Source organism: Actinoplanes sp. NPDC026619 (assembly GCF_040638295.1).
Lineage (GTDB): Bacteria > Actinomycetota > Actinomycetes > Mycobacteriales > Micromonosporaceae > Actinoplanes.
In genome coordinates this window covers 330,370-350,492 of sequence record NZ_JBEZYA010000002.1, presented here as the reverse complement: position 1 = coordinate 350,492, position 20,123 = coordinate 330,370, and the positions used below count along the sequence as shown (strand labels likewise).

General features: G+C 69.6%; 20 protein-coding genes. 13 read left to right on the top strand and 7 right to left on the bottom strand.

Translation table 11 applies throughout. The annotated features are described in order from the left end of the window. Positions 1-94: 94 nt before the first annotated feature. The 5 genes from AB0E90_RS06810 (at position 95) to AB0E90_RS06790 (ending at position 5,772) form a co-directional block, all read left to right on the top strand. Positions 95-1,450 (top strand): sugar ABC transporter substrate-binding protein, encoded by a 1,356-nt coding sequence (locus AB0E90_RS06810; RefSeq protein WP_360400396.1) that lies wholly within the window; start codon positions 95-97, stop codon positions 1,448-1,450. Between the two features lie 11 nt (positions 1,451-1,461). Next, complete coding sequence (locus AB0E90_RS06805; protein ID WP_360400393.1) at positions 1,462-2,418, top strand: sugar ABC transporter permease; 957 nt, start codon at positions 1,462-1,464, stop codon at positions 2,416-2,418. Continuing rightward, positions 2,415-3,305 (top strand): carbohydrate ABC transporter permease, encoded by an 891-nt coding sequence (locus AB0E90_RS06800; RefSeq protein ID WP_360400390.1) that lies wholly within the window; start codon positions 2,415-2,417, stop codon positions 3,303-3,305. The genes AB0E90_RS06805 and AB0E90_RS06800 overlap by 4 nt, the downstream gene beginning before the upstream one ends. Positions 3,306-3,436: 131 nt before the next feature. Continuing rightward, a complete protein-coding gene (locus tag AB0E90_RS06795; protein WP_360400387.1) occupies positions 3,437-4,315 on the top strand; it encodes a hypothetical protein in 879 nt (292 codons plus the stop codon). Between the two features lie 242 nt (positions 4,316-4,557). Then, a complete protein-coding gene (locus tag AB0E90_RS06790; RefSeq protein ID WP_360400384.1) occupies positions 4,558-5,772 on the top strand; it encodes an SGNH/GDSL hydrolase family protein in 1,215 nt (404 codons plus the stop codon). Between the two features lie 207 nt (positions 5,773-5,979). On the opposite strand, the gene AB0E90_RS06785 is transcribed toward AB0E90_RS06790, so the two are convergent. Then, positions 5,980-6,348, bottom strand: a complete 369-nt coding sequence (locus AB0E90_RS06785) for an FKBP-type peptidyl-prolyl cis-trans isomerase (protein ID WP_360400381.1) — start codon at positions 6,346-6,348, stop codon at positions 5,980-5,982. 136 nt (positions 6,349-6,484) lie between these two features. On the opposite strand from AB0E90_RS06785, the gene AB0E90_RS06780 reads away from it, so the two are divergent. The 5 genes from AB0E90_RS06780 (at position 6,485) to AB0E90_RS06760 (ending at position 10,508) form a co-directional block, all read left to right on the top strand. Next, positions 6,485-7,378 (top strand): lytic polysaccharide monooxygenase, encoded by an 894-nt coding sequence (locus AB0E90_RS06780; RefSeq protein ID WP_360400378.1) that lies wholly within the window; start codon positions 6,485-6,487, stop codon positions 7,376-7,378. An 87-nt stretch (positions 7,379-7,465) separates the two neighbouring features. Next, entirely contained in the window at positions 7,466-7,741 is a 276-nt protein-coding gene (locus tag AB0E90_RS06775; protein ID WP_360400375.1) for a hypothetical protein, read from the top strand. Between the two features lie 15 nt (positions 7,742-7,756). After that, a complete protein-coding gene (locus AB0E90_RS06770) occupies positions 7,757-9,148 on the top strand; it encodes a DUF4331 domain-containing protein (RefSeq protein WP_360400372.1) in 1,392 nt (463 codons plus the stop codon). Next, positions 9,145-9,489: a phospholipase gene (locus AB0E90_RS06765; RefSeq protein ID WP_360400369.1), complete on the top strand. Its 345-nt coding sequence runs from the start codon at positions 9,145-9,147 to the stop codon at positions 9,487-9,489. The genes AB0E90_RS06770 and AB0E90_RS06765 overlap by 4 nt, the downstream gene beginning before the upstream one ends. Before the next feature lie 20 nt (positions 9,490-9,509). Next, a complete protein-coding gene (locus tag AB0E90_RS06760) occupies positions 9,510-10,508 on the top strand; it encodes an AraC family transcriptional regulator (RefSeq protein ID WP_360400366.1) in 999 nt (332 codons plus the stop codon). Here the strand turns inward: AB0E90_RS06760 and glgC are convergent. Next, the gene (gene glgC / locus AB0E90_RS06755; RefSeq protein WP_360400363.1) at positions 10,505-11,737 is read right to left on the bottom strand and encodes a glucose-1-phosphate adenylyltransferase; all 1,233 of its coding nucleotides are present in this window, start codon (positions 11,735-11,737) and stop codon (positions 10,505-10,507) included. The genes AB0E90_RS06760 and glgC overlap by 4 nt on opposite strands. Before the next feature lie 135 nt (positions 11,738-11,872). On the opposite strand from glgC, the gene glgA reads away from it, so the two are divergent. After that, positions 11,873-13,060 carry a glycogen synthase gene (glgA, locus tag AB0E90_RS06750; RefSeq protein ID WP_360401341.1) on the top strand — a complete coding sequence of 396 codons (1,188 nt, stop codon included), beginning with the start codon at positions 11,873-11,875 and terminating at the stop codon, positions 13,058-13,060. On the opposite strand, the gene AB0E90_RS06745 is transcribed toward glgA, so the two are convergent. Continuing rightward, positions 13,042-13,929: an FAD-dependent oxidoreductase gene (locus AB0E90_RS06745; protein WP_360400360.1), complete on the bottom strand. Its 888-nt coding sequence runs from the start codon at positions 13,927-13,929 to the stop codon at positions 13,042-13,044. The genes glgA and AB0E90_RS06745 overlap by 19 nt on opposite strands. Before the next feature lie 21 nt (positions 13,930-13,950). On the opposite strand from AB0E90_RS06745, the gene AB0E90_RS06740 reads away from it, so the two are divergent. Then, a complete protein-coding gene (locus tag AB0E90_RS06740; protein WP_360400357.1) occupies positions 13,951-15,558 on the top strand; it encodes a family 10 glycosylhydrolase in 1,608 nt (535 codons plus the stop codon). Here the strand turns inward: AB0E90_RS06740 and AB0E90_RS06735 are convergent. Further along, complete coding sequence (locus AB0E90_RS06735) at positions 15,492-16,379, bottom strand: SDR family NAD(P)-dependent oxidoreductase (RefSeq protein ID WP_360400354.1); 888 nt, start codon at positions 16,377-16,379, stop codon at positions 15,492-15,494. The two genes, AB0E90_RS06740 and AB0E90_RS06735, sit on opposite strands and share 67 nt — an antisense overlap. 59 nt (positions 16,380-16,438) lie before the next feature. Between AB0E90_RS06735 and AB0E90_RS06730 the strand changes: the two genes are divergently transcribed. After that, positions 16,439-17,359 carry an AraC family transcriptional regulator gene (locus AB0E90_RS06730; protein WP_360400351.1) on the top strand — a complete coding sequence of 307 codons (921 nt, stop codon included), beginning with the start codon at positions 16,439-16,441 and terminating at the stop codon, positions 17,357-17,359. Here AB0E90_RS06730 and AB0E90_RS06725 read toward each other — a convergent pair. The 3 genes from AB0E90_RS06725 to AB0E90_RS06715 form a co-directional block, all read right to left on the bottom strand. Continuing rightward, positions 17,337-17,708 carry a hypothetical protein gene (locus tag AB0E90_RS06725; protein WP_360400348.1) on the bottom strand — a complete coding sequence of 124 codons (372 nt, stop codon included), beginning with the start codon at positions 17,706-17,708 and terminating at the stop codon, positions 17,337-17,339. The genes AB0E90_RS06730 and AB0E90_RS06725 overlap by 23 nt on opposite strands. A gap of 91 nt (positions 17,709-17,799) precedes the next feature. Continuing rightward, on the bottom strand, positions 17,800-18,462 hold the full coding sequence (locus AB0E90_RS06720) for a maleylpyruvate isomerase N-terminal domain-containing protein (RefSeq protein WP_360400345.1): 663 nt from the start codon (positions 18,460-18,462) through the stop codon (positions 17,800-17,802). Further along, positions 18,462-20,096: an ABC-F family ATP-binding cassette domain-containing protein gene (locus tag AB0E90_RS06715; protein ID WP_360400342.1), complete on the bottom strand. Its 1,635-nt coding sequence runs from the start codon at positions 20,094-20,096 to the stop codon at positions 18,462-18,464. The genes AB0E90_RS06720 and AB0E90_RS06715 overlap by 1 nt, the downstream gene beginning before the upstream one ends. Positions 20,097-20,123: the final 27 nt, after the last annotated feature.

The following is a 20,123-nucleotide window of genomic DNA, read 5'->3' as shown; positions in this document are numbered from 1 at the left end:
CTCTGCGTAACGAGCGGTTGACATGTAGTGATCTCAGGCATGTACTGAGGTCCGTTGTGTAACCGGCGTCACAACGCCTCGATGGGGAGGCTATATGTCACGCGTACACCTGCGGTCTGCTCTTGCTCTTGGTTTGGTGTTTGCCCTGGCCGGCTGTGCGGGCTGGGGCGGCGGACCGGGTGGCGGGGGGCCGGACACCATCAATGTCCTGATGGTCAACAACCCGCAGATGATCGATCTGCAGCGGCTCACCGAGGCCAACTTCACCAAGCAGACCGGCATCCACGTCAACTTCACGGTGCTCCCGGAAAATGACGTGCGCGACAAGATCAGCCAGGAGTTCTCCAGTCAGGCCGGTCAGTACGACGTCGCCTCGCTGTCCAACTTCGAGATCCCGATCTACGCGAAGTCGAAGTGGATCGCCCCGCTGGACGACTACACCAAGGCCGACAGCCAGTTCGACCAGGCCGACATCCTGCCGCCGATGACGCAGTCGCTGACCGCCGACGACGGCAAGCTGTACGGCGAGCCGTTCTACGGCGAATCGTCGTTCCTGATGTTCCGCAAGGACGTCCTGGAGCAGGTCGGTATCACCATGCCGGCCAACCCGACCTGGCAGCAGGTTGCCGACATCGCCGCCCAGGTCGACGGCAAGCAGCCCGGCATGCGCGGCATCTGCCTGCGCGGCCAGCCCGGCTGGGGCCAGATCTTCGCCCCGCTCACCACGGTGGTGAACACGTTCGGCGGCACCTGGTTCGAGAAGGACTGGACGTCGAAGGTCAACGGCCCCGAGTTCACCGAGGCCACCAAGTTCTATGTCGACCTCGTCCGCGCGCACGGGGAGAACGGCGCGCCGCAGGCCGGCTTCACCGAGTGCCTCAACAACCTGATCCAGGGCAACGTCGCGATGTGGTACGACGCGACCAGCGCGGCCGGCTCACTCGAGGCGGACGACTCCCCGGTCAAGGGCAAGATCGGCTACGTCGCGGCGCCGGTCGTCAAGACCAAGAGCTCCGGCTGGCTGTACGCGTGGTCGTGGAGCATCCAGCAGGCCAGCGACAAGAAGGACAACGCCTGGAAGTTCATCTCGTGGGCGTCCTCCAAGCAGTACGAGGAGCTGGTCGGCCAGCAGGTCGGCTGGTCCAGCGTCCCGGCCGGCAAGCGCGCCTCCACGTATAAGAACGAGCAGTACCTGGCGGTGGCGAAGGCGTTCGCCGAGCCGACCGAGACCGCCATCTCCAGCGCCGACCCGCGCAACGCCGGTGTGCAGCCACGGCCCGCGATCGGCATCCAGTTCATCGACATCCCCGAGTTCACCGACCTGGGCACCCAGGTGTCGCAGTACGTCAGCTCGGCGATCGCCGGGCAGATGAGTGTCGGCGAGGCCCTCGATAGAGGTCAGCGGCTGGCCGAGGACGTGTCCGAGCGCTACCAGTCCCGGCAAGGTTGAGGAGGCCGTAGATGACGTCCGTCGCCGAGAAGTCACGCGTCGGCACCGCGGAGACGCCACCACCCCGCACCGCCCGGCGGGCCTCCGCCTGGGTCCGGCGTGCGCCGCTGCTGCCCGCCCTGGTCTTCATGATCATCGTGACCCAGCTGCCGTTCGTGGCCACCCTGGTCATCTCGTTCATGGACTGGAACGCCTACTACCCCGATGAGCGCGGCTTCGCCGGGTTCGACAACTTCGCGCGGGTCTTCACCGACGTCAACATGCGCGACGCCGTCTGGACGACGATCCTGCTCACCGTCGGCGTCGTACTCATCAGTCTTCTTCTGGGGTTGGGCATTGCTCTTCTGCTCGACCGCAAGTTCCGGGGCCGTGGCGCGGTGCGCACGATGATGATCGCGCCGTTCCTGGTGGTGCCGGTGGCCGCCGCGCTGATCTGGAAGCACGCCCTCTACAACCCGGAGTACGGCCTGTTCAACGGCGCGCTCACCTGGATCTGGGGCCTGTTCGGCTCGGATAATCCGCCGCAACCGGACTGGATCAGCAACATGCCGCTGTGGGCGGTGATCTTCTCGCTGGTCTGGCAGTGGACCCCGTTCATGATGCTGATCCTGCTCGCCGGGTTGCAGGGCCGGCCGCTGGACGTGATCGAGGCGGCCCGCATCGACGGCGCCAACTCCTGGCAGATCTTCCGCAGCATGACGCTGCCGCACCTGCGGCAGTACCTGGAGCTGGGCGCGTTGCTCGGCTCGATCTACATCGTGCAGAACTTCGACGCGGTCTTCACCATCACGTCCGGCGGGCTGGGCACGGCGAACCTGCCGTACACGATCTACCAGATCTTCTACCAGGCCCACGACTACGGCCGAGCCTCCGCCGCCGCCGTCATCGTGGTCATCGGCACCATCGCCATCGCGACATTCGCGCTGCGGACGGTGTCGTCGCTGTTCAAAGAGGAGGCCGGCCGATGAGCAGCTCGATCACCGACACCGCGCCCGTCCCGGCGACCCGCGACGACGCCGGCCGCCCGGTCAAGAAACGCAAGGAAGGCGCCAACGTCTGGCTGTCCCTGCTCGCCTGGGTGGTCGGCATCCTGTTCGTGCTCCCGGTCGTGTGGATGGTGCTGACCTCGTTCCACTCCGAGGCCGACGCCGCCACCAACCCGCCCGCCGTCTTCGCGCCGCTGACCCTGGACGGTTACCGGGAGTTCTTCTCCGGCGGCGCCAGCCCGTGGCCGCCACTGCTCAACTCGCTCACCGCGAGTGTGGTGTCCACGATCATCGTGCTGCTGCTGTCGCTGCCGGCCGCCTACGCCCTGTCGATCAAACCGGTCCGCAAGTGGACCGACACGCTGTTCTTCTTCCTGTCCACCAAGATGCTCCCGGTCGTGGCCGGCCTGCTCCCGCTCTATCTCTTCGCGCAATACGTCGGCCTGCTCGACAACATCTGGCTGCTGATCCTCTTCTACACCTCGATGAACCTGCCGATCGCGGTGTGGATGATGCGCTCGTTCCTCTCCGAGGTGCCGGTCGAGATGCTCGAAGCAGCCCAGATGGACGGCGCCAACCTGGTCAAGACGCTGCGCTCGGTGATCGCTCCGGTGGTCACCCCCGGCATTGCCGCCACCGCGCTGATCTGCTTCATCTTCAGCTGGAACGAGCTGCTGTTCGCTCGGGTGCTCACCGCGACCGTGGCCGAGACCGCGCCGGTGTTCCTCACCAGCTTCGTCACCAGCCAGGGCCTGTTCCTCGCCCAGCTGTGCGCGGCCGCGTTCGTGGTGTCGCTGCCGGTGCTGGTCGCCGGTTTCGCGGCCCAGGACAAGCTGGTCCAGGGCCTGTCGCTGGGCTCGGTGAAGTAGGACCTTCAACCGGTGGCCGGCCCTGTCCCCCGCGGGGTCGGCCACCTTTTCTTCCTCGGGCCGGCCACCTTTTCTGCCGAAATCGGGACAACGGCCGGAACCGAATCGGGTTCTGACTCGTCGAACAGGGCATGACTCGTCTCCGCGGCACCCTGTTGGCCGCCGCCGTTCCCCTTCTCCTGATCAGTGCGTGCGCCCAGCCCGCCGGAAACAGCGCGGCGGCGTCGCCCAATTCCCGAGACAGCAGCCCCGCCGCCTATCCCCAGGGCGCCGACGATCTGGTGCTGCGTGTCGAGTCGTTCGGTGGCTTCGTGCCGGCCGAGCACAATCTGGGCCGGATCCCGGCGGTCAGCATCTACGCCGGCGGCCGCATGATCTCCGAGGGCCCGACCACGGCCATCTATCCCGGCCCCGCCCTGCCCAACCTGCAGGAGCAGATGCTCACCCCGGAGATGGTTCAAGATCTGGTCAAAAAAGGCCACGACGCGGGTGTACGCAACGGGGCCGACTACGGAAGCCCGAACATCGCCGACGCCCCCTCGACCCGGGTCGTCGCCGGCGACCAATCGGTCAGCGTGGTCGCACTCGGCGAGGCCCAGCCGGCCGACCCCAAACTGACCGCCGCGCAGCGCACCGCACGCACCAAGCTGGCCGCGTTCGTGAAGACCCTGGAATCGCTGTCCGCTGCCGCGGGCGTCGCCGCCCCGGTCGCCTACGTGCCGGCGTCGATCGCCACCCTGGCCCGGGCGTACGTCGAGCCGCAGGGTGACCAGCCGAAGAGCCCCGAGATGGCGTGGCCCGGCCCGAAGCTGCCCGGCACGTCGATGAACCCCGGCCTCGGCATCGGCTGCGTCGATGTCACCGGAGCCGACACCGCGAAGGTGCTGACCAGCGCGAAGTCCGCCACCACGATCACCCCGTGGACCGATGGCGGCGCGAAGTGGTCGATCACCTTCCGCCCGCTGCTTCCCGAGGAGTCCAGCTGTGCCGCTTTGAAGGGAGCACGGTGACACCGATCGGGGAGCCGCTCGAACCGGTAGAGGACGACCGGTTCGGGCATCGCACCGGGGGTGAGGAGGACGAGCCGGGACAGGACCACCCTGTTCCGGCTCGTCCGGCGTGCCGCCCCATGCTGATCGGCCGCATCCGCCGCTAGGTCGCGGGCCGGCTTTGGGATGGGGTTGCCACGTCGAAACGGTTCGACGACGATCGGCAACATGCCCAAAACATTGATGATGATTGATCTTCGGCCATGAGGCCGCGACACCGCGCGGCCGCCATGGCTCTCGCCCTGGCCGCCGCCCTGCTCTCCGCCCCCGGTGCCGCCTCGGCGGCCCCGGGGTCCTCGGCGCCGTCCGGCTGGACCGGGGCGTGGGCGACCAGTCCGCAGCGGGAGGCCGGGCCGGTCTTTGCGCAGCAGACGCTTCGCCTGCTGGTTCATCCGACCGTCGGTGGGGGGTCGGTGCGGCTGCGGTTGTCCAACGGGTTCGGCGCGGCCGACGTGACCTTCGGGGCGGTCGGGGTTTCGCGTGCGGTTGCCTCGGGGGCGGCCGACCTCGTGGCCGGGACCTCGCGGCGGGTCACCTTCCGCGGGCGGGGCTCGGTCACGGTCAAGGTCGGTGCGAGCGTGGTCAGTGACCCGGTCGACCTCGGTGTTGCCTACGGGCAGGACCTCGCTGTCGATCTCTACGTGACGGCGGGCGGGGACGCGGCCGCGATCACCGGGCACGATGCCGCTCAGGGAACCCAGTTCGTGGCCGCGGGCAACCAGGCCGGTGGGGGAGCGGCGGCGTTCACCGGGACGGTCAACTCGTGGTTCTGGCTGGACGGGGTCGACGTGCGGGCGGGGCGGGCGGTGCGCGGGAGCATCGTGGCGCTCGGCGACTCGATCACCGACGGGGCCTACACGACCTGGAACGGCAATGACCGGTGGACCGATGTGCTGGCCGGCCGCCTGGGTGGTCGTTACGGGGTGCTGAACCAGGGGATCGGTGGCAATCAGGTGCTCACCGACCGGACCGACTGCTGCGGGGCCGGGACCAGCATCGCGGCCCTGGCGCGGGAGAAGGCCGACGTGCGCGAGCAGACCGGCGCGCGCTACCTGATCCTGGCCGACGGGATCAACGACATCGGCTACAACGCGGCGGCCGACGACCTGATCGCGGGCCTGCGGATGATCGCGCAGCGTGCGCACCAGGCCGGCATCCGGGTGATCGGGGCGACGATCACGCCCTACGGCTGTGACTCCGGCTGCTTCGGTCCGGAGCAGGAGGCGGTCCGCCAGCAGGTCAACGCGTGGGTGCGCAGCACCTTGAGCTTCGACGGGGTGGCCGACTTCGACGCCGCGATCCGCGACCCGCAGAACCCGTCCCAGGTGCTGCCGGCCTATCAAGCCGACCACCTGCACCCGAACATCGCCGGCCAGCGCGCGATGGCCGAGTCGATCGACCTGAGCCTGTTCCGCTGACCGGGTGCCCGGGTGGCGTGGCCGGCGGGGCGGCCCGGACGGGCGCGTCCCGGAGCGTGACCCCGCGCCTGGGCCGCGCTGAGCAGGCGGTTCGGCCATGGCTGTGGCTGGGGGCGGCGTGCCCCGTATCGTCGCATGGTTGATCTTGAGGTTTGAGAAGGGGAGGCGGGCCGCTGGCTCGCCTCCCCGGATGCGCCGGGAGAGCGCTTACTGCACGCCGAGCAGGTCGACGACGAAGATCAGCGTCTCGTTGGGCTTGATGACGCCGCCGGCGCCGCGGGCGCCGTAGCCCAGGTGGGGCGGGATGGTCAGCTTGCGGCGGCCGCCCACCTTCATGCCCTGCACGCCCTGGTCCCAGCCGCCGATGACCTGGCCGCCGCCCAGCGGGAACTGGAACGGGTCGCCGCGGTCCCAGGAGGCGTCGAACTGCACGCCGTTGGAGTGCGAGACGCCCACGTAGTGCACGGTCACGAGCTGGCCGGCGGCCGCCTCGTCGCCGTCGCCGACGGTGATGTCCTCGATCACCAGGTCGGCGGGCGGGTCACCCTGGATCGGGCCGATCTCGGGCTTTTCCATGATTCTCCTCCGGAGTGTGGTCGGAACTCCGCCATGCAATCACACCTCTGAGAAAGGTGAACGGCTGACCACGCAGTTGCGTACTTCACCGTGCGGAGCCTGCCCGGGCCCCGCGCCGTCGTCCCGGGAGTACGTCATGATCCGCCGACTTGCCGCTCTTGCCGCTGCCGCGGTGCTCGCGTCGCTCATCCCCGCGCCCGCTTTCGCGCACGGCGCGCCGACCACCCCGATCAGCCGGACCGCGGCGTGTGCGGCCGGGGGTGGGACGGCCACCGGCACCGCGGCCTGCAAGGCGGCGCTCAAGGCGAACGGCGGGCCGTTCGGCACGTTCGACAACCTGCGCGTGGCCAACGTCAACGGCAACGACAAGAAGTTCGTGCCGGACGGGGAGCTGTGCAGCGGCGGTCTGGACAACTTCAAGGGCCTCGACGTGGCCCGGGACGACTTCCCGTCGACGTCGGTGAGCGCCGGGCAGACGCTGAAGGTCAAGTACCGGGCGACGCTGCCGCACGCCGGGAGTTTCCGGTTCTATCTGACGAAGCAGGGGTTCGACCCGCTGAAGAAGCTCGCCTGGGGTGATCTGGGCGGCCTGCTGGCTGAGATCAAGGACCCGCCGCTCAGCGACGGGTCCTACGGGATGAGCGTCAAACTGCCGAAGGATCGGACCGGGCGGCAGATCCTCTACATCGTCTGGCAGACGTCGAGCACGGCGGACACCTATTACTCCTGCTCGGATCTGGCCTTCAAGACGGTGGCCGCCCCGGCGGTCACGCCGAAGCCGAGCCGATCATCGGCGGCGGCGGTCACGAAGGCCGTGAAGCCGAAGGCCGCGGTCACTTCGACAACTCCCGAAATTTCCGAGGCGGCCGCGCCGGCCTCCGAGAAGCCCCAGGCGATCACGACGGTGGGTCAAGAAACGCAGGTCACGCTCGGTCACGGGATCGTCCTCGGGGCCCTGCTTCTCGGCGGCGGCGTGCTCGTCTGGGCGCTCGCTGGAGCTTTCCTGAAGAGGCGGCGAGAAAATCTTTGAACCACCTGAGTCCGGCCTTCGTACTGATGGGCGTCGACGCTAGCAAGCCCGTTCCAGTCCTTGATGAGAAATGACGAAAGGCCGACCATGAGTCGTGTTCGTTACCGCGGCCCGGCGGGCACCCGCCTTAACCGCCGCAGGGTTCTCGCCATAGCCGCGACGGCCGGCGTGGGTGTCTCGGTCGCGGGTGTCGCCGGACTCAGCCTTGCAGGTGAGAACGAAGCGAAGGACGACGGCCAGCCGCTGGTGATCTCGGTGCGGGACGCATCGAAGGGCACCATCGACATTTTTAAAGGCGGCTCTAAGAAAACAGTAACCAATAAGAAACTTGCCGCCGAACTCGTCAAAGCCGCCAAGGCCTGAGAAGGAGCTTTTCTAATGTCTTCGCATCGTGAAGCTCCGGAAATCAGCAAGGACCCGGTTGCGGACTCGTCCGACCTCTACGCGTTCGTCAGCCCGGACGACCCGGACACCGTGACGATCATCGCCAACTACGTTCCGATGCAGTTGCCGGCGAGCGGCCCGAACTTCTTCGAGTTCGGTGACGACGTGCTGTACGAGATCCACATCGACGCCAACGGCGACGCACGGCCGGACGTCACCTACCAGTTCCGGTTCCGCACCGAGCTGCGTAATGACAAGACGTTCCTGTACAACACCGGCCAGATCAAGTCGCTCGACGACGAGAACTGGAACCGCCGGCAGTTCTTCTCGGTCACCAAGGTCGACTCGCACGGCAAGAGCACGGTGCTGCACTCGAAGCTGCCCTGCCCGCCCTGCAACGTCGGCAAGATCTCGATCCCGGACTACGCCAAGCTCGCCGAGGACGCGGTCGCGAAGCTGAAGACCGGTGAGAAGGTCTTCGCCGGCCAGCGCGCCGACGCCTTCTTCGTCGACCTCGGCTCGATCTTCGACCTCGGCACGCTGCGCCCGTTCCAGGACAAGCACCTGGTCGGCCAGAGCCTGTTCAACTACGCCGGCAAGGCGGTCAACGCCGTCGACAAGCTGAACGTGCACTCGATCGCCCTGCAGATCCCGCTGCACATGGTGCGCCGGGACGGCAAGAAGAAGGTTCGCGCCACCGACCCGGGCGCCGTCATCGGCGTGTGGACGTCGGCGAGCCGCCGGCAGGTGCAGGTGCGCCAGGGCGACAAGAAGAACGCCGACGTCGAGGTCGGCCCCCAGGTGCAGGTCTCCCGGCTGGGCAACCCGCTGGTCAACGAGGTCGTCATCCCGATGGCCCAGAAGGACCTGTTCAACAGCCTGGAGCCCAAGGAGGACAAGCGGTTCTCGGCGTTCGTCGAGCAGCCCGAGCTGGCGCAGCTGCTGCCGGTGCTCTACCCGGGCCTGTTCGACAACCTGGCCGCGCTCAACAAGGCCAAGACGCCCCGCGCCGACCTCGTCGCGGTGCTGCTCACCGGCATCCCGGACGGGCTGATCGACGGGTTCCAGAACACCACCGGCGACACCAAGGCCGACATGCTGCGGCTCAACACCGCGATCCCGCCGGTGAAGGCGCCGAAGAAGTTCGGCCTGCTCGACGGCGACCTGGCCGGCTTCCCGAACGGGCGCCGGATCGAGGACGACGTGGTGTCGATCTCCATCAAGGCGGTCGCCGGCGTCACGTTCGCGCTGGTCGACGCGAAGTTCAAGCCGGACGCCGCCGCGGGTCTGGTCGAGCAGGGCCTGAGCATCAAGGATGCCAGCGCCCCGCTGCTCAAGAAGTTCCCCTTTCTCGGCACTCCGTTCGACGGGTTCAACAATCCATGAGCCACACACACACTCACCACACCATGGCCCCCAGCGGGCAGGGCACGGTCGTCCTGAACATCGGGGAAGGCATCGGGGCTCTGCTGATCCACACGCCGGGCCGGCTGCACGGGCACGAGATCGAGGTCAGCCCGATCGACGACCCGGCGCACCGCACCCACGCGGCCGTCCGCGCCCGCTACGTGCGTGGCGGAGTCATGTGGAGCGTCGTCATCGACAGCCTTCCGTGCGGCCGTTACACGGTCTGGCAGGACCCGGTCACGCCGCTCGCCGAGATCGATGTCCCCAGCGGTGGCGTCGGCGAGTTCACCTGGCCGGTGGAGGCCAGCGCCGCGGCCTGACGGGGTCTAGGGTGTAGCGCATGGTAGGCCCCGCCTTACCGTCGGACACCCCGGTCCACTTCGCTCTTCACACCAGCGACGTGGACGAGGCGAAGGCGTTCTGCCGCAAGATGTTCTACGGCCCGCTGCAGGTCACCCCGGTCGGTGACTGCAGCGGGTTCGTGTTCGACGGTGACGTGGTGATGCTCGGCCCGGTCACCATCGGCGCGATCAGCTACGGCGCCGACATGCAGGTGAACATCGCCGATCTCGAGACGGCATATCACGTGCTCGCCCCGATCACCGGCACGCTGCGTTCCCGGCACCGGGGCAACACCGTGCTCGCCGATCGCACCCGGGCCGCCGTATTCCGCCCGGTCGGCGCCATCGACCTCGACTGGCCCGGCGACTGCCGGCTGATGTCGGTCAAGGTGGAGCGGGCCGCTCTGGAGCGCGAGCTCGACGCCACCCTCGACCAGCGGGTCATGTCACCGCTGCTGCTGGGGGAGAGCTTCGACCTGGTCGGCGGCCCCGGCCGCACCTGGGCGGCGCTGGTGCGGCTGCTGCACTCCGAACTGTGCGCGGAGGACGGCCTGGTCCGGCAGCCGCGGATGGCGGCGCGCTGGCGCGACATGGTGGTGAGCGGGCTCGCGCTCAGCGTCGAGCATCCGTACGGCGGGGACGAGCCGGCCGGCCTGCAGGGCCCGAACCGGCCACGCACGGTCAAACGCGCCCTGGACGCCATGCACGCCGAGCCGGCCCGGCAGTTCACGGCGGGCGAGCTGGCCGCGGTCGCCGGGGTCGGGGTGCGGGTGCTGCAGGAGTCGTTCCGGCAGCACGTCGGCATGTCCCCGCTGACCTACCTGAAACGGGTCCGGCTCGACGGCGTGCACGGCGAACTGTCCCGCTCCGACCCGTGGCAGGTCAACGTCAGCGAGGTGGCGTACCGCTGGGGGTTCACCCACCTCGGCCGGTTCGCCGGGGCGTACCGCGAGAGGTATGGGGTCTCCCCCTCGCAGACGCTCCGGGACCGTCTTTAGAGCTCGACCTTCTGGCCCTTGCCGATGACCACGATGCCGTTGTCGGAGACCGTGTAGAGCTTGCGGTCGCGATCGAGGTCGACGCCGATCTGGGCGCCCTCCGGGATCACCACGTTCTTGTCGATGATGGCGTTGCGGACGATCGCCCGCCGGCCCACCGAGACGCCCTCCATCAGCACCGAGCCCTCGACGTGCGCCCACGAGTTGATCCGCACGTTCGGCGAGACCACCGAGCGCTCCACCAGGGAGCCGGAGACCACCACGCCGGGGGAGATCATCGATTCGATGGCGCGGCCCTGGCGGTCGTCGAAGCCGTGCACGAACTTCGCCGGCGGCCAGGAGCCGTAGTTGGTGAAGATCGGCCACTCGTGGTTGTACAGGTTGAAGATCGGCAGCGTGGCGATGAGGTCCATGTGGGCCTCGTAGAACGAGTCGAGCGTGCCCACGTCGCGCCAGTAGCCGAGGTCGCGCTCGGTGCTGCCGGGCACATCGTTGTCGCGGAAGTCGTAGACGTTCGCCTCGCCCCGTTCCACGAGCATCGGGATGATATTTCCGCCCATGTCGTGTTTGCTGTCGGGGTTCTGCGCGTCCTTCGTCACCGCCTCGCACAGCGCGCGCGTCGTGAACACGTAGTTGCCCATCGACGCGTACACCTCGTCGGGGGCGTCCGGCAGGCCCTCGGCGTCGCGCGGCTTCTCCCGGAAGGCCTTGATCTTGCGCCCGTCCTCGGCCACGTCGATGACGCCGAACTGCCAGGCCTCGGACTTGGGCTGGCGGATGCCGGCCACCGTGACCGCGGCGCCCGAGGCGATGTGGTCCTCGACCATCTGCTTCGGGTCCATGCGGTAGATGTGGTCGGCGCCGAACACGATGACGTAGTCGGGCGACTCGTCGTTGATCAGGTTGAGGCTCTGGTAGATCGCATCGGCCGAGCCGGAGAACCAGCGCGGGCCGAGCCGTTGCTGGGCCGGCACCGGCGTGACGTAGTTGCCGAGGAGCGTCGACATCCGCCACGTCTTGGTGATGTGCCGGTCGAGCGAGTGGGACTTGTACTGGGTCAGCACGACGATCTTGAGATAGCCGCCGTTCGCCAGATTCGAGAGGACGAAATCGATCATGCGATAGATGCCGCCGAAGGGCACGCCGGGCTTAGCCCGGTCCGCCGTCAGGGGCATCAGGCGCTTACCTTCACCACCGGCCAGAACGATCGCAAGCACCTTGACAGCCATGGAAGGACGCTAACTTTCCGCCAGCACTAATGCCAGCCGAAGAAGGCAACTCGGCGAGGGACAGGCTACCTGATCTTGCGCGGCGCCACGCCGGTTCCGGCGCGAAGCACTAGGCTTCCAGACGTGACAACATCGCTGCGCGTCGACCTCATCAGCAGGGAATACCCGCCGGAGGTGTACGGGGGAGCCGGCGTCCACCTGGAATACCTGGCGCGTGACCTGCGACCGCTGGCCGACGTGCGGGTGCACTGCTTCGGGGCGCCGCGCACCGAGCCCGGGGTGACCGCCTACCCCGAGCCCGCCGAGCTGGCCGGGGCGAACGCGGCGTTGCGCACGATGGGCGTCGACCTGGCGATCGCGGCCGGCTGCGAGGGCACGAACATCGTGCACAGTCACACGTGGTACGCGAACTTCGCCGGCCACACCGCGAAACTCCTGCACGGGGTGCCGCACGTGGTCACCACGCACAGTCTCGAGCCGCTGCGCCCGTGGAAGGCCGAGCAGCTCGGCGGCGGTTACGCGCTGTCGTCGTTCTGCGAGCGGGTCGCCATCGAGAACGCCGACGCGATCATCGCGGTCTCCGGCGGCATGCGGCGCGACGTGCTCACCGCCTACCCCACGGTCAACCCGGACAAGGTCCGGGTCGTCTACAACGGCATCGACACCACACAATATGCACCGGACCGCGGCACCGACGTGATCGAGCGCCTCGGCATCGACCTCAACCGGCCCAGCGTCGTCTTCGTCGGCCGCATCACCCGGCAGAAGGGCCTGCCCTACCTGATGCGGGCCTGCCACGACCTGCCGCCGGAGACACAGATCGTGCTGCTCGCCGGCGCCCCGGACACCCCGGAGATCGCCGCCGAGGTCGCCGGCCTCGCCGACGACCTGCGCAAGGCCCGCGACCCACAGGGCGTGATCTGGGTGCAGGAGATGCTGCCCAAGCACGAGGTCGTCCAGGTCCTCACGCACGCGACGGTGTTCGTCTGCCCGTCCATCTACGAGCCGATGGGCATCGTCAACCTGGAGGCGATGGCCTGCGAGACCGCCGTCGTCGCTACCGCGACGGGCGGAATCCCCGAGGTGGTGGCGGACGGCGAGACCGGCCTGCTGGTGCCGATCGAGCAACTTTCCGACGGGACCGGAACGCCGGTGTCGCCGGACAAGTTCGTGGCCGACCTGGCCGCGGCGATGACCACGCTGATCCGCGACCCGCAGCGGGCCGACGCGATGGGCCGGGCCGGTCGAACCCGGGCGGTGGAGAAGTTCAGCTGGTCGCGGATCGCCGAGGACACCCTGTCGGTCTACCGATCGGTGCTCTGAATGATGGCCCGGGCCACGGCCCGGCCGCTCAACCAGGCCGTTTGCACCCGCGGCCGGCCGAAGGCGTCGCCGCAGAGGAAGACATTGCCGTAACGGGCGAAGCCGCCCTGCTCCGGCTTCGGCTGCGCGTACGGCCAGAAGCGGGTGACGACCTCCGGCTTGTCGGAGATGCCGAGCAGCTCGCCGACCGCCTCGGCCAGGGCCGCTCCGTCGGTGTTCTGGCGGGCGTAGGCGGCGGTGGAGTGGGCCACCAGCACGGCGGCCCGGTCGCCGCGCCGATCACCGTCGTCGGCCACGGTGGCGAGCACCGGATGGTCATTGACGAACGCCCCGGCGAAATCCGGCCACTGCCGTTCGGCGTACGTCAAAATCGCCGTCACCACTGGTGACCAATCCTGTTCCGCCGCCTCCGGGAGAATCTTCCGGGCCTGTGGTCCGGGCATCGCCAGGACCACCGTGTCGGCTTCGGGCAGTTCGGTGACCTCGGCGCCGAGGGTGATGTCGAGTTCGCGGGCCAGGTCGCGGGCCAGGCTGTTGAGGCCGCCCGGCGCGGCCCAGCGCACCGTCGGCGGGCCCTGCTGACCACGCAGCGTGTCGGTCCACGGGCGGGCCAGCCCGTCGATCCGCCAGGTCTGCAGCCGGCCGAGGAAAGCCGGGTCGTCGCCGGTCAGGTAGGCGGCGCCGGTGTCCACCCAGCGGCCGTCGATCTGCTCGCTGGCCAGTCGTCCGCCAACTGTGTCCATTTGTTCCACGACTTTGGCCGGAATGCCCGCATCCACCAGCTCACGCGCGCACGCCAGGCCCGCGATCCCCGCGCCCACCACCACGACCGTCACGTGAGAACAATATGGCGAGTGGCGTTGTCGCATCGGCGAGGCACACTGTTTCCCATGCTCCACCGGCGCCGTCCACCCGTCCGGCTGATCATCACGCTCGCCTCCCTGCTCTTCGGGCTGAGTGTGCTGGGCCTTGGGCTGTTGCGGGCGGCGGTCTATCAGCCGGACTCCCTCGACGTGCCGGCGCCCGCGCCCGAACTGGTCCCGTCGTCGCCGGCCGGCCGATGTGGCGGAGTGCCGCTCCAGGCGACCCGGGAGACCCGCGGTTTCTGGCTCACCACGGTCGCCAACATCGACTGGCCGAGCCGGCCCGGGCTGCCGGAAGCGCAGGTCAAGGCGGAATACGAGAAGTGGCTCGACGTCGCGGTGGCGCAGAACCACAACGCGATCTTCGTGCACGTGCGGCCCAGCGGCGACGCTCTCTGGCAATCCGACTACGCGCCGTGGACGGAGTTCCTGACCGGCCGGCGGGACGGGAAATCGCCCGGGTGGGACCCGATGGCGTACATGGTCGAGCGGGCCCACGCCCGGAACCTGGAGTTCCACGCCTGGTTCAACCCGTACCGGGGGACGCAGCCGGTGCCCGACGGGCCCGGCGCCGATTTCACCAAGCTCGCCCCCAACCATCCGCTGCTCGCCCATCGCGACTGGGCGATCGCCTACCCGAAGGGCAAGACCGGCCGGCTCTACTTCGATCCGGGCATTCCGGCCGCGCGCAAGTTCGTCGAGGACTCGATGCTCGAGGCCGTCCAGAAGTACGACATCGACGGCGTGCACTTCGACGACTTCTTCTATCCGTACCCGCAGGCCGGCGAGGACTTTCCGGACGGCGCGAGCTACGCGAAGTACGGCGCCGGCAAGTCGCGCGGTGACTGGCGGCGGGCCAACGTCGACACCCTGGTCCGCGAGATGGGCGAACGGATCAAGCAGCTCAAGCCGTGGGTGAAGTTCGGCATCAGCCCGTTCGGCATCTGGCGCAACGCCGAGACCGACCCGGCCGGGTCGGCGTCGCACGGCCTCGAGGCGTACGACGCGATCTACGCCGACACCCGCAAATGGGTGCAGGAAGGCTGGCTCGACTACATCGTCCCGCAGCTGTACTGGAACATCGGTTTCGCCAAGGCCGACTACGCCAAACTGCTGCCGTGGTGGGTCAACCTGGTCAAGGGCACGAAGGTGCAGCTGTGGATCGGGCAGGGCGACTACCGGGTGGGGGAGAAGGGCGCCTGGAGCAACCCCACCGAGATCGACCGCCACCTCGACCTGGACGAGAAGGCCGGCGTGCAGGGCGAGGTGCACTTCAGCGCGAAATCGGTGCGGTCCAACCGGCTCGGCTCGGTCAAGCTCTACTCCAGCCACCACTACGCCACACCCGCCCTGCCCGCGGTGATGACACAGCTCCCGGCCGCCCCGCCCGCGGCCCCGGCGCTGACCAGGGCGCAGCGGGCCGGGCCGGCTCTGCAGTTCGCCGCGTCCGCGCCGGGGGCCACCAGCTGGGCGCTCTACCGGGTGTCCGGCAACAGGGCGGCGCTGGTGGCGACCGGCCGCAGCGGCATCGCGGTCGCCGACCCGCACCCGGCGGCGGGCCCGTCGGTCTACTGCCTGACCGGCGTCGACCGCTCCGGCAACGAGGGCCCGGCCAGCACGCCGCTGACCGCCTGAGCGCCGAGCTCCCAGAGCCGGTCGGCCGCCGCCGGGTCGAGGGCGAAGGCGGGCAGCTCGCCCTCCTGGTTGTCCTCGTCGAAGAAGCGCCCGGTGATCCCGTCCAGCAGCGGCGACGCGGCCAGCAGGACCTCGGTCGCGGCGCCCTGCTCCAGAGTCTTGAAGTTCTCCGGGTGCAGCAGGTTGCCGTCGTCGTCCATCGCGCCCATCGACCGCATCGTGCCGTCGTCGAGGTGCCGCTGCAGCGCGGTGTGGATGCGGCCGGGGGCCATCGCGTTCGCGCTGATCCCGGCCCAGCGCCGCCCGATCGCGACGGCGAGCAGCACGCCCGCGGTCTTGGACTGGCCGTAGGCGGCCCACGGGTCGTACGGCCGGCGCTCGAAGTGCGGGTCGTCGAAGTCGACCGGCGCCTGCGCGCCGGAACTGACCAGCACGATGCGGGCAGTGTTCGTCAGATCCGCCCGCAGGCCGGTGATCAGGGCGAAGTGGCCGAGGAAGTTCGTCGCCAGCTGCAGCTCCCAGCCGTTGGCCGCCCGGGCCGGCGCCGGCAGCGCCATGATCCCGGCGTTCGCGACGATCACGTCCAGCGGCCCCCGCCAGGCGTCGGTGAACGCTTGCACGCTGCCGAGGTCGGCCAGGTCGAGCTGCGCGCGGGTGGTGGCGACGACCTCGGCGCCGGCGTCGGCGAGCGCCTTCGCGGCCGCCGCGCCCAGCCCCGACCCGCCGCCGGTGACCAGGATCCGCTTGCCGGTCAGGTCGACCCCGTGCAGAACCTCGGCGGCGGTGGTGCGGACGGTGAACGGCGTGGTTACTCGTGTCATGGCTCTATTTTTGGCCGGCAACGCTGGACGCAGAATAGCTGGCGGTCCAGGATACTTGCGTGAGCGTCCAGCATGCCGATCCGCTCGAAGACGTGCTCGCCCTCGTCGGCACCACCAGCCGGCTCTCCACCGGGTTGGTCGCCGGCGGTGACTGGGCACTCGACTTCGACCCGCCGCCGGCCGTGAAGTTCAACGCCCTGCGCCGCGGCAGCTGCCTGCTGATCGTCGACGGCATCACCTATCCGCTGGCGGCGGGGGACTGCTTCCTGCTCACCCGATCGACGCGGTTCGTGCTGGCCAGCTCCCCGGCGGTGGTGCCGTCGCCGGCCGCCCCCGTCTTCGCTGCGGCCGGCCCCGACGGGATCGCCCGCACCGGCGCCGGCGACGACGTGTTCCTGCTCGGCGGCCGGTTCGACTTCGGCGCCCGGGCCCGCGAACTGCTCCTCGACGCGCTGCCGCCGGTGCTGCACGTGCCCGGCGGCACCCCCGCGGCCGCCACCCTGCGCTGGGCCCTCGACCAGATCGACACCGAGCTGCGCGACCACCCGATCGCGTCCGGCCTGGTCGCCGAGCACCTGGCCCTGGTGATGCTGATCCACATCCTGCGCCTGCACCTGGCCTCGGCGCCGCCCGGCCAGGGCTGGCTGGGCGGCCTGGCTGACCCGGTCGTGGCTCCCGCCCTGCGAGCCATGCACGCCGACCCGGCCCGCGCCTGGACGGTCGCCGACCTGGCCGCGGTGTCCACCGTGTCCCGCTCGACGCTGGCGGCCCGCTTCCGGCAGGCGGTCGGGCAGGGCCCCCTCGACTACCTGACCGGCTGGCGCATCGAACTGGCCGCCGCCCGGCTACGCCGCGGCGACGGCACGCTGTCCACCATCGCCCGAGCTGTCGGCTACGGCTCGGAAAGCGCCTTGAGTACGGCGTTCAAGCGGGTCACCGGCGAGTCGCCCCGCCAGTTCAGAGCTCCGCGAAGCTCGTGATGCCGGCCGCCTTCACCAGCTCCGCCCGGGTCTCCGGACAGGTCTTGACGGCCTGCTCGTCGATCACGTCGCCGTCGAGCTGATCCAGATGGTCGCCATAGAGGTCGGCAATGCTCATGGTCAGCTGCGCCATCGCGCCCACCTCGGAGCCGACCGCCTTGATCCGCGGCGCCTCCTTCTTCAGGTGCGCACACAGTGCCTCCGCCGAGATCGGCGGGCCGGCCTGTGTTTCCGCGGCCTTTGTCGCCGCTTTCGTCGCCGCGGGCGGAGCGGCGGTATCGCTGCCGGACGCCTTGCACCCGGTCAGCGCGAGCGCTGCCACCACACCGACGCACACCAGAACCCGCATCGCACACCTCGTCCGCTCCTGGGGGCGACCGCTGCCCCGGAAACCAGAGCACCAGCCCGCGCCAAAGAACCGCCAAAGAGGCGATGTGGCGTCAGCCGAGGACCGGAAGCTCCGCGGCCAGCGGGGCGGCCTCGATCTGCGCGGCCGTCGGCCGAACCCGCCCGGTGCCGAGCAGCGCCACCGTGGCATCCGGCCAGGCCGCCGGAAAGGCGCCGCCCACCAGGGCTTCGACGGTCTCGCGGGCCAGCCGGCCGGCGGCCGGAGCCGGCGCCGCGCCGTCGGTGTCCAGATCGAGATGGTGAACGGCCAGCTCGACCGCCCAGGTCGCCAGGAAGTCGCCGGTCGACAGCACCTGACCTTGGAACTGGACCGCGCCCGGCTCCAGCGCCGCCGTGGCCGCGCGAACACCCTCGACGGTAGGCAGGAGGTGCCGCACCGCGCCGCTCGGGCGGTGGTAGGACGCGCTCAGCAGCTGGACGAAACGAGTGCCGTCCAGCCAGTCGCCCTCACCTGGCGCCGGCCCCTGCCAGTATCGCGCCGCGTCCGAGTCGGGCTCCTCGTCGGTGCGGCTGACCAGGCCCAGCAGCATCTCCTGGAGTCCGAGGTGCACATGAACGATGACATTGCCGGACGTCCAGCCGAGACACCGGCTGGCCGCGAGCAACTGCCGCTCACCCAGCGTTCCGGCGGTGGCCGCGAACGCGTCCAACTCAGCAAGGAACGCATCCCGGGCCGGGTCGTGGTCGACGTGCATCAGCCGGTGACCTTGCCGTCCGCGACCTCCAGATGCCGGTCGGTCTCGACCGCGTCGAGCATGCGCCGGTCGTGCGTGACCAGCAGCAGCGTGCCGGTGTAGCCGGCCAGCGCCGACTCGAGCTGCTCGATCGCGGTCAGGTCCAGGTGGTTGGTCGGCTCGTCCAGCACGAGCAGGTTGACCCCGCGGGCCTGCAGCAGCGCCAGCGCGGCCCGGGTCCGCTCGCCCGGTGACAGTGAGGCGGCCGGCCGGGGCACGTGCGCCGACCGGAGGCCGAACTTGGCGAGCAGGGTGCGCACCTCGGCGTCCGGCCAGTCCGGCACCTCGGCGCCGAACGCGGTCATCAGCGACTGCTCGCCGAGGAACAGCCCGCGCGCCTGGTCGATCTCGCCGACCACGACGCCCGGCCCGAGGCTCGCCGATCCCTCGTCCAGCGGCAGCCGGCCCAGCATGGCCGCCAGCAGCGTCGACTTGCCCGACCCGTTCGCGCCGGTGATCGCGACCCGGTCGGCCCAGTCGATCTGCAGGGTGACCGGCCCCAGCGTGAAGTTTCCACGGCGTACCACCGCATCGCGCAGCGTCGCCACGACGGCGCCGGCCCGGGGCGCCGCGGCGATCGACATCCGCAGTTCCCACTCCTTGCGCGGTTCCTCGACGACATCGAGGCGTTCGATCATCTTCTCGGTCTGGCGGGCCTTGGCGGCCTGCTTCTCGCTGCTCTCCCCGCGGAGGTTCTTGCCGATCTTGTCGTTGTCCGGGGCCTTGCGGCGCGCGTTGCGGACCCCCTTCTCCATCCAGGCGCGCTGCATCCGGGCCCGTTCGAGCAGGTCGTCCTTCTTGTCCGCGTACTGCTCGAACTGCTCCCGCGCATGCCGCCGCCCGCGCTCGCGCTCTTCCAGGTAGGCGGCATAGCCGCCGCCGTAGAGATTGACCTGCTGCTGCACAAGATCCAATTCAAGGACCTTGGTGACCGTACGGGTGAGGAACTCACGATCGTGACTGACCACCACGGTCCCGGCCCGCAGCCCCCGCACGAACTCCTCGAGCCGGCCCAGCCCGTCGAGGTCGAGGTCGTTGGTCGGCTCGTCCAGCAGAAACACGTCATAGCGGCTGAGCAGCAACGACGCCATGCCGGCCCGGGCCGCCTGACCGCCGGAGAGCGCGGTCATCGGATGGTCGAGCGAGACGCTCAGCCCGAGATCCGCGGCGACCTGCCCGGCCCGCTCGTCGAGGTCCGCCCCGCCGAGGTCGAGCCACCGCTCCAGCGCGACGGCGTACTCGTCGTCCGCCCCCGGCGCCCCCTCGGAGAGCCGCTCGGCCGCGGTGTCCATGGCCTCCTGCGCCGGCCCGACCGCGGTGCGCCGGGCGAGGAAGTCGCGCACGGTCTCGCCCGCTCGCCGCTCCCGCTCCTGCGGCAGATAACCGACGTTGGCGGTGGGCGGGCTGAGCGAGACGGTTCCGCTCTCCAGGGGTACGAGCCCGGCCAGCGTCCGCAGGAGCGTGGTCTTGCCCGCCCCGTTGACCCCGACGAGCCCGATCACGTCCCCCGGTGCGACAACCAGGTCGAGCCCGGAGAAGAGAACGCGGTCGCCGTGTCCCGCAGCAAGTTCCCGGCCGATCAATGTGGCACTCATATCAGCCCGAATCCTATTCGGCGGCGC